This window comes from Cupriavidus sp. L7L (genome assembly GCF_004353535.1).
Lineage (GTDB): Bacteria > Pseudomonadota > Gammaproteobacteria > Burkholderiales > Burkholderiaceae > Cupriavidus > Cupriavidus oxalaticus_A.
The window spans coordinates 90658-104279 of the sequence record NZ_SMNY01000017.1; the positions used below are offsets into that span (position 1 = coordinate 90658).

General features: G+C 67.9%; 12 protein-coding genes. 1 reads left to right on the forward strand and 11 read right to left on the reverse strand.

Features of this window, described 5'->3' with window-relative positions; genetic code table 11:
* Positions 1 to 87 precede the first annotated feature (87 nt).
* Positions 88 to 273 carry a hypothetical protein gene (locus tag E1J61_RS16995; protein ID WP_133095210.1) on the forward strand — a complete coding sequence of 62 codons (186 nt, stop codon included), beginning with the start codon at positions 88 to 90 and terminating at the stop codon, positions 271 to 273.
* 157 nt (positions 274 to 430) lie between these two features.
* Here E1J61_RS16995 and E1J61_RS17000 read toward each other — a convergent pair whose 3' ends face one another.
* Genes E1J61_RS17000 through E1J61_RS17050 form a run of 11 tightly spaced genes read right to left on the reverse strand, consistent with a single transcriptional unit; the run spans position 431 to position 13584 of the window.
* Positions 431 to 1930, reverse strand: a complete 1500-nt coding sequence (locus tag E1J61_RS17000; RefSeq protein ID WP_133095211.1) for an aldehyde dehydrogenase — start codon at positions 1928 to 1930, stop codon at positions 431 to 433.
* Positions 1927 to 2841: a DMT family transporter gene (locus E1J61_RS17005; RefSeq protein WP_133095212.1), complete on the reverse strand. Its 915-nt coding sequence runs from the start codon at positions 2839 to 2841 to the stop codon at positions 1927 to 1929. Before E1J61_RS17005 ends, E1J61_RS17000 begins: the two co-directional genes overlap by 4 nt.
* Positions 2838 to 4085: a Zn-dependent hydrolase gene (locus E1J61_RS17010; RefSeq protein WP_133095213.1), complete on the reverse strand. Its 1248-nt coding sequence runs from the start codon at positions 4083 to 4085 to the stop codon at positions 2838 to 2840. The genes E1J61_RS17005 and E1J61_RS17010 overlap by 4 nt, the downstream gene beginning before the upstream one ends.
* 38 nt (positions 4086 to 4123) lie before the next feature.
* Positions 4124 to 5197 (reverse strand): histone deacetylase family protein, encoded by a 1074-nt coding sequence (locus E1J61_RS17015; RefSeq protein ID WP_133095214.1) that lies wholly within the window; start codon positions 5195 to 5197, stop codon positions 4124 to 4126.
* 32 nt (positions 5198 to 5229) lie between these two features.
* The gene (locus E1J61_RS17020) at positions 5230 to 6942 is read right to left on the reverse strand and encodes a thiamine pyrophosphate-binding protein (protein ID WP_133095215.1); all 1713 of its coding nucleotides are present in this window, start codon (positions 6940 to 6942) and stop codon (positions 5230 to 5232) included.
* Entirely contained in the window at positions 6939 to 7271 is a 333-nt protein-coding gene (locus E1J61_RS17025) for a cupin domain-containing protein (protein ID WP_133095216.1), read from the reverse strand. Before E1J61_RS17025 ends, E1J61_RS17020 begins: the two co-directional genes overlap by 4 nt.
* Positions 7268 to 8725 (reverse strand): NADP-dependent succinate-semialdehyde dehydrogenase, encoded by a 1458-nt coding sequence (gene gabD / locus E1J61_RS17030; protein WP_133095217.1) that lies wholly within the window; start codon positions 8723 to 8725, stop codon positions 7268 to 7270. Before gabD ends, E1J61_RS17025 begins: the two co-directional genes overlap by 4 nt.
* A 35-nt stretch (positions 8726 to 8760) precedes the next feature.
* Positions 8761 to 10023 carry a 4-aminobutyrate--2-oxoglutarate transaminase gene (gene gabT / locus E1J61_RS17035; protein WP_133095218.1) on the reverse strand — a complete coding sequence of 421 codons (1263 nt, stop codon included), beginning with the start codon at positions 10021 to 10023 and terminating at the stop codon, positions 8761 to 8763.
* A 51-nt stretch (positions 10024 to 10074) separates the two neighbouring features.
* Positions 10075 to 11712 (reverse strand): ABC transporter ATP-binding protein, encoded by a 1638-nt coding sequence (locus E1J61_RS17040; RefSeq protein ID WP_133095219.1) that lies wholly within the window; start codon positions 11710 to 11712, stop codon positions 10075 to 10077.
* Between the two features lie 31 nt (positions 11713 to 11743).
* Positions 11744 to 12583: an ABC transporter permease gene (locus E1J61_RS17045; protein ID WP_116345782.1), complete on the reverse strand. Its 840-nt coding sequence runs from the start codon at positions 12581 to 12583 to the stop codon at positions 11744 to 11746.
* Complete coding sequence (locus tag E1J61_RS17050; protein WP_133095220.1) at positions 12580 to 13584, reverse strand: ABC transporter permease; 1005 nt, start codon at positions 13582 to 13584, stop codon at positions 12580 to 12582. Before E1J61_RS17050 ends, E1J61_RS17045 begins: the two co-directional genes overlap by 4 nt.
* Between the last annotated feature and the right edge of the window lie 38 nt (positions 13585 to 13622).

A 13622-nucleotide genomic window follows, 5' to 3' on the forward strand; every position in this document is an offset into this window, starting at 1 on the left:
TCGCGTTCTTCCGGTATTTCCACCCTCGCTTTTGACCCGCCGCCCTCACTGACTTGGGTGGCGCAACCACTTAGTGAGGTGTCATCCATGACGATCGAACCAGTCGAAACCAGTGTTTCCCTGCATCAAATCCGAGCCGGCATTGAAGGCGTGCTCGCGCTTTTGGAACAGTTGAGCGTACGTTCAGAGGAGTGCTTCAGTGCGCTGTGCCTCCTAGGCATGGTGCAGGCGAAGCTCACCGCGTTGATGGACGCGGATCCTGTCGCCGCGTAGCAGCCCATGCGTTGGCGGCGCTTCGGCATCCGCCAACGCCAGCTTCGTGCCAGGGATATGCTCATCAAGGCTGCGCTCCCAACTCGTCCACAAGATTTGCCAGACAGTGTCTGCCAAATGTGCGCACGACGAAGCACAAACCAAATCTGAGCTAGGCTTACCCCAGATTGATCCACGTAGTCTTCAAATCGGTGTACTTGTCCAGCGCATGCAGCGACTTGTCCCGCCCCGACCCGGATTGCTTGACCCCGCCGAACGGCACAGTGATATCCCCATCCATATAGCAGTTGACCCACACCAGCCCAGCCCGCAACCGCCGCGACACGCGGTGCGCGCGCGACAGGTTGGCGGTCCACAGCCCTGAGCCCAGCCCATAAGGCGAATCGTTGGCCATGCGCACGACTTCATCCTCGGTATCGAACACAGTCACTGCCAGCACCGGCCCGAAGATCTCTTCGCGCACGATGCTGAGCGACTGGCTCGGGCATTCGAAGATGGTGGGCTGCAGGAAGTAGCCGCCGGTGTCCGTGCGGACGCGTTCGCCGCCCAGGCGCAGCCGCGCACCTTCGCGTTGGCCGCCGTCCACGTAGGACATCACGCGGTCGAGTTGGCGCGCATCGACGATGGCACCCATGGAGGATGCCGGGTCGAGTGGATCGCCTGGCTGCATTGCTCGGGCATACGCCTCCAGCTTCTCCATGAACGGCTCATAGATGGCGCGCTGGACATAGAGCCGCGAGCCGGCAATGCAGATTTCACCCTGGTTGTTGAAGATGCCGATGGCGGCCGCCTGCGTGGCACGGTCGAGGTCGGGGCAGTCGTCAAACACAATGTGCGGCGACTTGCCGCCGCATTCGAGCCAGACACGCTTCAGGTTGGACTGGCCGGAATATTCCATGAAGCGCTTGCCGGTGGCCGTGGAGCCGGTGAAGGCGATGCAATCCACGTCCGGATGCAGGCCGAGCGCCTGCCCGGCCTGTGCGCCCAGTCCGGGCACGACGTTGAAGACACCGGGGGGAATGCCAGCTTCCGCGGCCAGCTCGGCGAGCCGCAGCGCGGTAAGTGGCGACTGTTCGGCAGGCTTGAGGATGACGCTGTTACCCGCAGCCAGCGCAGGCGCGACCTTCCAGCTCCCCATCAGCAACGGATAGTTCCACGGCACCACGGCCGCCACCACGCCGAGCGGCTCGCGCGTGATGGTGGCGAGCACGTTGCCGCCGGTGGGGGCGATCTCATCGTAAATCTTGTCGATGGCTTCGGCGTACCACGCGAAGGTGCGCGCCGCTTCCGGAATGTCGTAGGCCAGCGTATCGCCGATGGGCTTGCCCATGTCCAGCGTTTCCAGCAGGGCCAGTTCCTCGTGGTGGGTTTCGATCAGCGCGGCCAGCCGCAGCAGCACGGCCTTGCGCTCGCGCGGTGACAGTCCGGACCAGACGCCTTGTTCGAAGGCCTGGCGCGCCGCCGCGACGGCACGGTCGACGTCGGCCGCGCCGCATGCCGCCACCTTGGCCAGCACCGCGCCGGTGGCGGGGTTGATGGTGTCGAAGGTGGCACCGTCGGCGGCATCGGTCCATGCGCCGCCGATGCAGGCACGGCTTTGCGGGCGCAGTGCGGCTGCCCGGGCCTGCCAGTAAGACTGGTCGCGTGTTTCGCTCATGGGGTTCCTCGTTTGGTTGACAGGGCTGCGGGCGACGGCAGCGTCTGCGTCAGGCCAGCGACCACGATCAGGGCGATGCCGGCCAGCGCCAGCGCGTCGGGCCAACGGCCGAACCACAGCGCGCTGTAGACCAGCGCCAGCAGCAGGTGGAAATAGTTCAGCGGCGCCAGCCGCGATGCCGGGGCGCGCTGCAGCGCCAGGATCAGCAGCACCTGCGCCGCCGCGCTCATCAGCCCCATGGCCAGGATCGCAAGCCAGTCGGCCAGGTCAGGCCACGCCGGCGGCGGGAAGAACGGCGCCGGCACGCCGGTGGCGACCATGCAGATCAGCGCGGCAAAACCGTACTGCACGCGCGCATCGACCTGCCCCGCCATGCGCCGGGTCAGCAGTTGCAGCATGGCGTAGGCCAGCGTGGCGGCCAGCATCAGCACGGTGCCAAGCCACGACACCGCGCCGCCGGGGCGTACGATCAGCAGCATCCCGCAGAAGCCTGCGCCTACCGCCAGCCACTGGCGCGGGCCGACCTTCTCGCCCAGCATCCACGGCGACAGGCCCACCACCATCAGCGGCGCCATGAAATAGATGGCGGTGGCTTCGGCCAGCGGCATCCACAGCAGCGCGGTCATGAAGCAGGTGCCGACCACCGCGAGCATCAGCCCACGCAGCACCAGCAGGCCGCGGTGCGGGGTGCGCCAGAAGCGGATCTGTCCGCGCAGTTGGCCGGACATAGCGAGCATGGCCACTGCTACCGCCAGCGTGGCACCGTAGCGCACGGCGTTGAGAAACGGCGCGGGATAGCGGCCGACCAGGTGCTTGGCGGTTGCGTCCACGGTAGCGAACAGCGTCACCACGCACAGGAACAGCAGCCCGCCACGCCACCAGTCGGGGCTGCCCCGCGCCGCGGCGGTCATGCGCCCGCCTGCGCGACCATTGCCCCGAGCAGCACGTTGGCGCCGGCTTCCAGGTGCTCGGGCCGGGCATCTTCCACTTCGTTGTGGCTGATGCCGTCCTTGCAGGGCACGAAGATCATCGCGGTCGGGGTGACGCTGGCCATGTACACCGCATCATGACCAGCACCGGTGACGATGTTCTGCTGGCTGTAGCCGCGCGCCACGGCCTCGCGGCGCACATGGTCGACCAGTTCCGGCGCGAACGGCGTCGGCGGGAAGTACTGCACGTCTTCGACCTTCACGTCGAACGTGGCACCAGTGGTCTGGCCCTGCGCCAGCGCCTCGCATGCGGCGCGGAAGCGGGCGTCCATCTCGGCCAGCTTGCCGGCGTCTTCATGGCGCAGGTCGACCGTGAATTTGACCGCGCCGGGGATCACGTTGCGCGAGCCGGGGTGGAGATCGACCACGCCCACCGTACCGCGGCCGTGCGGCGCGAAGTCATGCGCGATGCGAACCACTTCCTGCATCACGTGGGTGGCGCCATAGAGCGCGTCGCGGCGCAGCGGCATCGGCGTGGGGCCGGCGTGCGCTTCCATGCCGGTTACGGTCACGTCGTACCAGCGCAGCCCCAGCGATCCCGTGACCACGCCGATTACGTTGTCCGCCGCTTCCAGCACCGGGCCCTGTTCGATATGCGCCTCGAAATACGCCCCCACCGGCCGCCCGCCCACCTCGTCAGGACCGGCGTAGCCGATCGCCTGCAGTTCGTCCGCCACGCGCTTGCCTTCGGTATCGGTGGCGTCCAGCGCGGTCTGCAGCGGGAAAATCCCGGCGAACACGCCCGAGCCCATCATCACCGGCACGAAGCGCGTGCCTTCCTCATTGGTCCAGATGGCCAGTTCGAGCGGCGCTTCGGTGGTCACGCCATAGTCATTGAGCGTGCGCATGACTTCCAGCCCGGCCAGCACGCCGAAGCAGCCGTCGAACTTGCCGCCGGTCGGCTGCGTATCGATATGGCTGCCGGTCATCACCGGCGGCAGCGCATCGTTGCGCCCGGCGCGGCGCCCGAAGATATTACCGATGCGGTCCACCGTCACGGTCAGCCCCGCGTCGCGCATCCAGCCGCACACCAGGTCGCGGCCCTGGCCGTCGAGCACTGTCAGCGCCAGGCGCGCGTTGCCGCCCTTCGGCGTGGCGCCGATCTGCGCCAGGTCCATCAGCGATTGCCACAGGCGCTGGCCGTTGATGGCGATCTTGCTAGTCATTGCAGTTCTCCTGGTATTGGTGATTGCGCCATTCAGCCTTATGCGGTCGCAGGTGCGAAACCCGCCAGGAATGCGTCCAGCCCGCGGCCGATCGCCTCGACCTCGTAGCCGCCCTCCTGCACCACCACCGTGGGCAGGCCCAGCGCATGGATGCGCTCGCCGATGCCGCGGTAGCCATCCATGCTGACCTTCAGGACGCTGATGGGATCGTTCTCGTAGGTATCGAAGCCCAGCGCCAGCACCACCGCCTGCGGGCGATAGTCGCGCAGTGCGTCCAGTGCGCCGTCCAGTGCCGACAGGAACTCGGCGTCGCCGCTGCCGTGCGCCAGCGGGAAGTTGAGGTTGTAGCCATAGCCCGCGCCATAGCCGCGCTCGTTCGCGTAGCCGGTGTAGAACGGGTAGTAATCGGCCGGATCGGCATGCAGCGAGATCGTCATCACATCTGAGCGGTGATAGAAGATCTGCTGGGTGCCGTCACCGTGATGCGCATCGACGTCGAGCACCGCCACCTTGCCGAACCGGGCCAGCAGCGTCTGCGCCGCGATGGCCGAGTTGTTGACATAGCAGAAGCCGGCCGCGCGGTCGCTGTGGGCGTGGTGGCCGGAGGGGCGGCACAGCGCATAGGCCATGCCGGCGCCGTCCTGCCGCTCGCACACATGGCGGGCCGCCGCGACCGCGCTGTGCGCGCCGCGCAGGATCGCGCGCCAGCTGTCCGGCCCGAGCGGGCAGCTGAGGTCACCCAGGTAGTAGCCGGCCTGGGCGATCACCGAATCGTTGGGACACACGGGACGGCGCGGCTCGCCGACCTTGCCGTTGTGATACGGCGATAGATTGGGCAGGACTTCGATGCCGGGCTCGAAGCCGGGTCGCGCCAGTTCCTGCCAGCGCGCCCAGGCGCTGGCGAGGAAGTCGAGATAGGCCGGACTGTGCACCGCTTCCAGCGGCGCGCGCCCGCAATCGGGTGGCGCCGCCAGTTCGATGCCGCGCGCGGCGAGCGCGCGCTGCAGTGCCGCCGCGCGGGCCGGCACGTCGGTCGGCGCGCACAACCGCCCCGCGCGCATGAACTGGCGGGGCTCGTGCAGCAACTGATCATCCGAGAAGAAGGCACGCATGGTGTTGAGTGGTTGTAAAAGGAAGCGCCGGCTCAGCCTGCCGCCTGGCGCGCCAGCGCCGCCGCGCGGATGCCGGACAGGGTCATGCCGGGGGCGATGCCGTCGGGGTCGTAGCGCAGCTCCAGCAGCGCCGGCATGCTGTGCGTACTGGCAAAGTCGAGCGCGCGATCCAGCGCGGGGCCGAATTCGGCGTCGCTCGACACCACCTCACCGTAGCCGCGGTAGGCGCGCGCCAGTTCGGCGAACTCCGGGTTCTCGAAGCCCAGCGCGATGGTCCGGCCGGGGAATTCGCGTTCCTGGTGGGCGCGGATCGTGCCCCAGATGCCGTTGTTGAACACCAGCACCACGATGCCGAGGCGGTACTGCATGGCCACGCCCAGCTCCTGCAGGTTCATCTGGAAGCAGCCGTCGCCCGCATAGCAGACCACGGTGCGTTCCGGATGCTCCAGCTTGGCCGAGATGGCCGCCGGCAGGCCGTAGCCCATCGAGCCCACCGTGGGCGCAAGGCTGGTGCCGACGCCCTTGTAGCGGTAATAGGTGTGCGGAAAGACCGCGTAGTTGCCGGCGCCCACGGTGATGCAGGCATCCTCGGGCAGACGTTCGCGCACAAGGCACGCAGCCTGGTTCAGGTTCAGCGGCCCTGGCGCGGGCAGCGCCTTCTGGCTGTCGAGGTAGTCGCGCCGCGCGCGCTCCACCAATGCCGCGCGGTTGTGCTCCCGCGCCGGGCGCAGGCTGTCCACCGCGGCCGCGAAAGAGACGACGTCAGCGATGATGGGCACCTCCGCGCGGAACACGCGGCCCAGTTCCTCCGGATCGGGATACACATGCACCAGACGCTGGCGCGGCAGCGGGCTTTCCACCACGGTATAGCCCTCGGTGGTGGCCTCGCCCATGCGGGTGCCGACGGCGATCAGCAGGTCCGACCCGCGGATGCGCGCGCGCAGTGCCTCGCCCATGCCCCAGCCGACATGGCCGGCATAGTTGGGATGGTGGTTGTCGAAGCACTCCAGCCGGCGCCACGCCAGCCCCACCGGCAGGCCGAAGCGTTCGGCAAAGCCTTCCATCTGCCGCATCGCCTCGGGGGTCCAGCCGGAGCCGCCGATCATCAGGAAGGGGCGCTCGGCCTGTTCCAGCATCGCGGCCAGCGACGCCAGCGCGTGCGGCGCCGGGGCGGCGTGGCTGCGCACGTAGCGCGGCATGTCGGCCACGGTGGCCTTGCCCCACAGCGTGTCCTCGGGCAGCGCCAGCACCACCGGTCCGGGCCGGCCGCTGGTCGCTACCGCGAAGGCACGTGCGATGAACTCGGGAATGCGGTCGGTGCGGTCGATCTGCGCGACCCACTTGGACATCTGGCCGAACATGCGGCGGTAGTCGATTTCCTGGAAGGCTTCGCGCTCGTAGAAATCGTTGCCCACCTGCCCCACGAACAGGATCATCGGCGTGGAGTCCTGGAACGCGGTATGCACGGCGATGCTGGCGTTGGTGGCGCCGGGGCCGCGCGTGACGAAGCAGACGCCGGGCTCTCCCGTCAGCTTGCCGTGGGCTTCGGCCATGTAACCGGCACCGCTTTCCTGGCGGCAGACGATCGGCGTGATCGCGTCCTGATGGTCGTACAGCGCATCGATGCACGGCAGGTAGCTTTCGCCCGGCACCAGGAACACGCGCCGCACGCCCTGGATGCGCAACTGCTCGACAAGGATCTGCCCGCCATTGCGCTCGCGCAGGTTGTGGTTGGCTTGGCTCATTGGCAACCTCCTCCGCCCGCGGCGCCGGCCGCCGGCTTGATCTCGATTTCCACGAACACGCATTCGCCTTCGTGGGCATTGATGACGTTGTGCTCGACCCCGGCTGGGCGGTAATAGGCCTGGCCGGCAACGAGCTGGCGGGTGGCCTCGCCAGCCGGCGTCTGCAGGCGCAGCGCCCCGGTGGTCATCGGCACCACCACGTAGTCGTAGCCATGGCGATGCTGCCCGGTCTCGGCGCCGGGCGCGAAGCGCCACTCCGTCACGATCACGCGTTCATTGTCGACCTGCACGGTGCCGACGGCCTTGGGCCGGTCTTGCGGCGCGCTCACCGGTCCACCCCGCCCATGCACAGGTACTTAGTCTCCAGGTATTCGTCGAGGCCGTACTTCGAGCCCTCGCGGCCCAGGCCCGACTGCTTGACGCCGCCGAACGGCGCCACCTCGTTGGAGATCAGGCCGGTGTTGATGCCGACCATGCCGTACTCCAGCGCCTCGGCCACGCGCCAGACGCGGCCGATATCGCGGCTGAAGAAATAGGAGGCCAGGCCGAATTCGGTATCGTTGGCCATCGCGATCGCTTCCTCGTCGGTGGAGAAGCGGAACAGCGGCGCCAGCGGGCCAAAAGTTTCTTCCCGGGCCACGCGCATGGCGGGGGTCACGTCGGCCAGCACCGTCGGTTCGAAGAATGTGCCGCCCAGCGCATGGCGCTTGCCGCCGGTCAGCAGGCGCGCGCCCTTGCCGAGCGCGTCGGCGATATGCGACTCAACCTTGGCCACTGCGTCCTCGTTGATCAGCGGGCCTTGTAGCACGCCCGGCTCAACCCCGTGACCGACCTTCAGCTTTGCCACCGCCGCCACCAACTTCTCAGCGAACGCGTCATAGACCTTGTCGTGCACATAGAGCCGGTTGGCGCAGACGCAGGTCTGGCCGGCGTTGCGGTACTTGGACGCAATGGCACCCTCCACCGCCGCGTCCAGATCGGCATCGTCGAACACGATGAACGGTGCGTTGCCGCCGAGTTCCAGCGAGAGCTTCTTGATGGTGTCGGCGGACTGTCGCATCAGGATGCGGCCCACCTCGGTCGAGCCGGTAAAGCTGAGCTTGCGCACCACGGGGTTGGCAGTGAGCTCGGCGCCGATTGCGATGGCGTCGCCCGTGATTACGCTGAACAGGCCCGCCGGCAGCCCCGCGCGCTCGGCCAGCACGGCCAGCGCCAGCGCCGACAACGGCGTGTCTTCAGCCGGCTTCAGCACCATGGCGCAGCCCGCGGCCAGCGCCGGGCCGGCCTTGCGCGTAATCATCGCGAGCGGGAAATTCCACGGCGTGATCGCCGCGCACACGCCAACCGGCTCCTTGACCACGACCAGCCGCTTGTCGTTGGCGGGCGTGGCCAGCACGTCGCCGCTGACGCGCTTGGCTTCCTCTGCGAACCATTCGAGGAAGGAAGCGGCATAGATGACTTCGCCCTTCGCTTCCGCCAGCGGCTTGCCTTGCTCGGTGGTCATCAGCAGCGCGAGGTCGTCGGCATTGGCCAGCATCAGTTCGTACCAGGCGCGCAGCACCGCGGCACGCTCGCGCGCGGTCTTGCGGCGCCAGCCGGCCTGTGCCGCCTGCGCGGCGTCGATGGCGCGGCGGGTTTCGGCCGCGCCCATGCCGGGCACGGTGCCGATCAGGGCGCCGCTGGCGGGATCCGTGACGGTGAAGGTCGCGCCGCTGTCGGCGTCCTGCCAGTTGCCGGCGATATAGGCCTGCGCGCGCAGCAGGCCGGTGTCCTTGAGTTGCATGGGTAATCTCTGTGGAATCAATGGAAGGGGACAGGTCAGCGCGTCAGTGCCTCGGCCAGGATGTCCAGGCCCTCGTTCATCACTGCGTCCTGGATCGTCAGCGGGAACAGGAAGCGGATCACGTTGCCGTACACGCCGCACGACAGCAGCAGCAGGCCCTTTTCCAGCGCGCGGTTCTGCACCGTGCGCGTAAAGTCGGGATCGGGGCTGCCGTCGGCCTGGCGGAATTCCACCGCCACCATTGCGCCGACGCCGCGCACTTCGGCGATCTGCGGCACGCGCGGACGCAGGCTTTCCAGGCGCGTCATCAAACGCTGGCCCAGCTCGGCGCCGCGTTCGATCAGCTTTTCGCTTTCGAGCACGTCAAGCACCGCCAGCGCCGACGCCACCGCCAGCGGGTTCCCGGCATACGTGCCGCCCAGCCCGCCGGGCGCCGGCGCGTCCATCACCTCGGCGCGGCCGCACACTGCCGACAGCGGCATGCCGCCGGCCAGGCTCTTGGCCATGGTAGTCAGGTCCGGCGCCACGTCGTAGTGCTCCATCGCGAACAGCTTGCCGGTGCGGCCGAAGCCGGTCTGCACTTCATCGGCGACGAGCAGGATGCCGTGCTCGTCGCAGACCGCGCGCAGCGCTCGCACGAAATCAGTCGGCGCGACGTTGAAGCCGCCCTCGCCCTGCACGGGTTCGAAGATGATGGCCGCCACGCGCTTGGGATCGATGTCCGCCTTGAACAGGTGCTGCAGCGCCTTGAGCGAGTCGCCGGTGCTGACGCCGTGCAGCGCGCACGGATACGGCGCGTGGTAGACCTCGCCCGGGAACGGCCCGAAGCCGATCTTGTACGGCGCGACCTTGCCGGTCAGCGCCATGCCCATCATGGTGCGGCCGTGGAAGCCGCCGGAGAACGCGATCACGCCGGGCCGGCCGGTGGCGGCGCGGGCGATCTTGATGGCGTTCTCCACCGCCTCGGCGCCGGTGGTGAAGAAGGCGGTCTTCTTGGCCGAGCGGCCCGGCGCACGGCGATTGATCTTCTCGGCCAGTTCGATATAGCTGGCGTATGGCACGATCTGGTAAGCGGTGTGGGTGAAGCGCCCCAGCTGCTTCTCGACGGCCTCGACCAGGCGCGGATGGCGGTGGCCCGTGTTGAGCACGGCGATACCTGCCGCGAAGTCGATATAGCGCTTGCCCTCGACATCCCAGATCTCCGAATTCAGCGCGCGCTCGGCGTAGAAATTGCACATCACGCCCACGCCGCGCGGGGTGGCGGCGTCCTTGCGGCGAACCAGTTCGGCGTTCTTCATACTTCTCTCCAGTTATCTTTGTAGTTGCGACGTGGGTGGTACCCGCGCCGCTCAGGCGGCGGCGCGGATTAGTGTCGGGTCCCATGCCTTGCCGGGAATCGCGCCGATCAGGCGCTGGGTATAGGCGTGCTGCGGGGCGTCGAAGATCTGCCCCGGCGGGCCGGACTCGACCACGCGGCCCTTGTGCATCACGATCACGTGGTGGCAGATCTGCGCGGCCACGCGCAGGTCATGGGTAATGAAGATCAGGCCGATGTTCAGGCGCTTCTGCAGGTCGGCCAGCAGCTCCAGCACCTGCGCCTGCACCGAGACATCGAGCGCGGAGACCGATTCGTCGGCCACCAGCAGCTTGGGTTCCAGCGCCAGTGCCCGCGCGATGCCGATGCGCTGGCGCTGGCCGCCGGAGAACTGGTTGGGATAGCGGTCGAACGCGGACGCCTCCAGCCCCACCAGCTGCAGCAGTTCACGGGCGCGCGCCTGTGCGGCCGCCAGCGGCACGCCATTGGCGACCGGGCCATCGGTGATGATGCGACCCACCGTGTGGCGGGGATTGAGCGAGGCAAACGGATCCTGGAAGATCATCTGCACGTCGCGGCGCAGCGGGCGGAACTGGCGCTCGGACAGCCGGGCGATGTCCTGGCCATCGAACATCAGCGCGCCGCCATCGATATCCGTCAGGCGCAGCAGGCATTTGCCGATGGTCGACTTGCCCGAGCCCGACTCGCCGACGATGCCCAGCGTCTCGCCGCGGCGCACCGTGAAGCTGACGCCATCCACCGCATGCACCACGCGCTTCCTCGTGAAGAGACCACCGCCGGTCACGTAGGTCTTGCGCAGGTCCCGCACTTCCAGCACGGTCTCGCTCTCGTTGCGCCCGCGCTCTCCGGCACGGCCATGCGGCACCGCGCCGATCAGGCGCTTGGTATAGGCATGTTGCGGGCGGTTCAACACCTGGTCGGCGCTGCCCATCTCCACCAGCACGCCCTTCTCCATCACCGCCACGCGATCCGCGATCTCGGCCACTACGCCGAAGTCATGGGTGACGAACATCACGCCCATGCCCTTCTCGGCCTGGATGCGGCGGATCAGGTCCAGGATCTGCGCCTGCGTGGTGACATCGAGCGCGGTGGTCGGCTCGTCGGCGATCAGCAGCGCCGGTTCGAGCGCCAGCGCCATCGCAATCACCACACGCTGGCGCTGGCCGCCAGACAGGCGGAACGGATAGGCATGCATCAGCGTGGCCGGATCGGGCAGGCCGACGAACTCCAGCAGTTCGAGCACGCGGCGCGCACGCGCCTCGCCCGGGTAGGCGTTGTGCACGCGCATGACCTCGCCGATCTGGTCGCCCACGGTCATCACGGGGTTCAGCGCAGACAGCGGCTCCTGGAACACCATGGCCATGTCCTTGCCACGCATGCCGAGCAGCGTGGCTTCGTCCTGAGTCAGCAGGTCGCGGCCCTTGAACAGGATCCGGCCCTGCTCCGGCTTCAGGTAAGCAGGTAGCAGGCCCATGATGGCGTTGGCGCTCATCGACTTGCCGGAGCCCGATTCGCCGACGATGCAGAGGATCTCGCCGGCATGCAGGTCATAGGAGATATCGCGCACCGCGTAGGGCCGGTCGCCGCCCGCGGGCAGCGCGATCGAAAGATCGCGGATCGACAGCAGGGGCGCTTGGTCGCTGGTCTTCATCACTTTGTCCTTTGCTAGTCCAGGCGGGCGCTCACTCGCCGCGGCGGCGCAGCTGCGGGTTCATGGCGTCGTTCAGGCCCTCGCCGATCAGGTTGATCGACAGCACCGTCAGCAGGATCGCCACGCCGGGCCACACGCTCATCCACCACGCTTCGCGGATCATGGTGCGGGCCGCGCCGATCATGAAGCCCCAGCTCATCATGTTGCGGTCGCCCAGGCCCAGGAAGGCCAGCGCCGATTCGGTCAGGATCGCGGTGGCAACCATGAACGAGGCCGACACGATGATCGGCGACATGGCATTGGGCAGGATCTGCGTGGCGATGATGCGCACCGGCTTCTGCCCGATCACCACCGCGGCCTGCACGAACTCGCGCTGCTTGAGCGACAGGAACTCGCCGCGCACCAGGCGCGCCACCGGCGGCCACGACACCACCGAGATGGCGGCAACGATGGAATAGATCGACGGATTGAAGATGGCGACGATCACGACAGCCATCGCCAGCTGCGGAATGGTCTGGAAGAACTCGGTGATGCGCATCAGCGCATCGTCGACACGGCCGCCGCAATAGCCCGCGACCGCGCCCACGGCGATGCCGACGGCGAGCGCCACCGCGGTGGAGATCACGCCGACCAGCAGCGAGACCCGCGCGCCGTACAGCATGCCGGCGGTGATGTCGCGGCCCAGCATGTCGGTGCCGAACGGCAGCGCCGGGTCGGTGAACGGCTGCACCAGCGGCTCGGCCACCATCAGCCACGGCGACTCTTCGTAGAACACGGGCGCGAGCAGCGCCAGCGCCAGCACTGACAGCAGCACCAGCAGGCCGATCACCGCGCCATAGTTGCGGCAATAACGTTGCAGGAAGGCTTTCATGCGGTGGCTCCCTTGCCGCCCGCGGCGATGCGCGGGTCGATAAAGCGGTAGATCACGTCGGTCACCAGGTTGAAGAACACCACCAGCGCCGAGGTCACGAAGAAGATGCCGAGCAGCAGCTGGTAATCGCGCTGCAGCAGCGCATCGAACATCAGCCGGCCGATGCCCGGCCACGAGAACACGGTTTCGGTCAGCACCGCGCCGCCGGCCATCTGGCCCAGCTGGATGCCTGCAAACGTGATCACCGGCAGCAGCGCGTTGCGCAGCACATGCACGCGGATCACGCGGCCGGCCGGGACGCCCTTGGCGCGCGCGGTCTTCACATAGTCCATGCCCATCACCTCCAGCATGGAAGCGCGCGTCAGGCGCACGTACACGGCCATGAAAAAGCAGCCCAGCGACACCGTCGGCAGGATCATGTGCAGCGCCACGTCCTTGACGCGGGCCAGGCCGGTGTAGCCGGCGCCGATGGTCTCCATGCCGAAGGCCGGCAGCCAGCCCAGCACCACCGAGAACAGGATGATGGCCATCAGCGACAGCCAGAACAGCGGCGTCGCATACAGCAGCAGCGCGCCCGACATCACCGCGCTGTCGATCCAGCGGCGGCGGTTTTCGTAGCGGGTGCGCGCCGCGATCACGCCGAGCAGCACGCCCAGCACGATGGAAAAGAGAAACGCCCCGCTCATCAGCAGGAAGGTCGCGGGCAGCCGGTCGAGGATCAGGTCCAGCACCGGCAGGTGGTTGCGGTAGGAGTAGCCCAGGTCGAGCTGCGCCACGCCCTTCAGATAGATGCCGAGCTGGGTCAGCACCGGCTTGTCCAGCCCGAACTGCTCGCGCAGCTGGTTGACGAAGGCGGCGTCGCCGGCACCGGCTTCGCCCGCCATCACGGTGGCCGGGTCGCCCGGCGCCATCCGGATCAGGAAGAAGTTGATGACGACCACGCCAAGGACGACCACGACGGCCTTTCCGAGACGGGCGCCAAGAAAGGATAGAAGGTTCACGGCTTGCTCCACGCTGGCGGCCGGGCTGGCCACCGCGG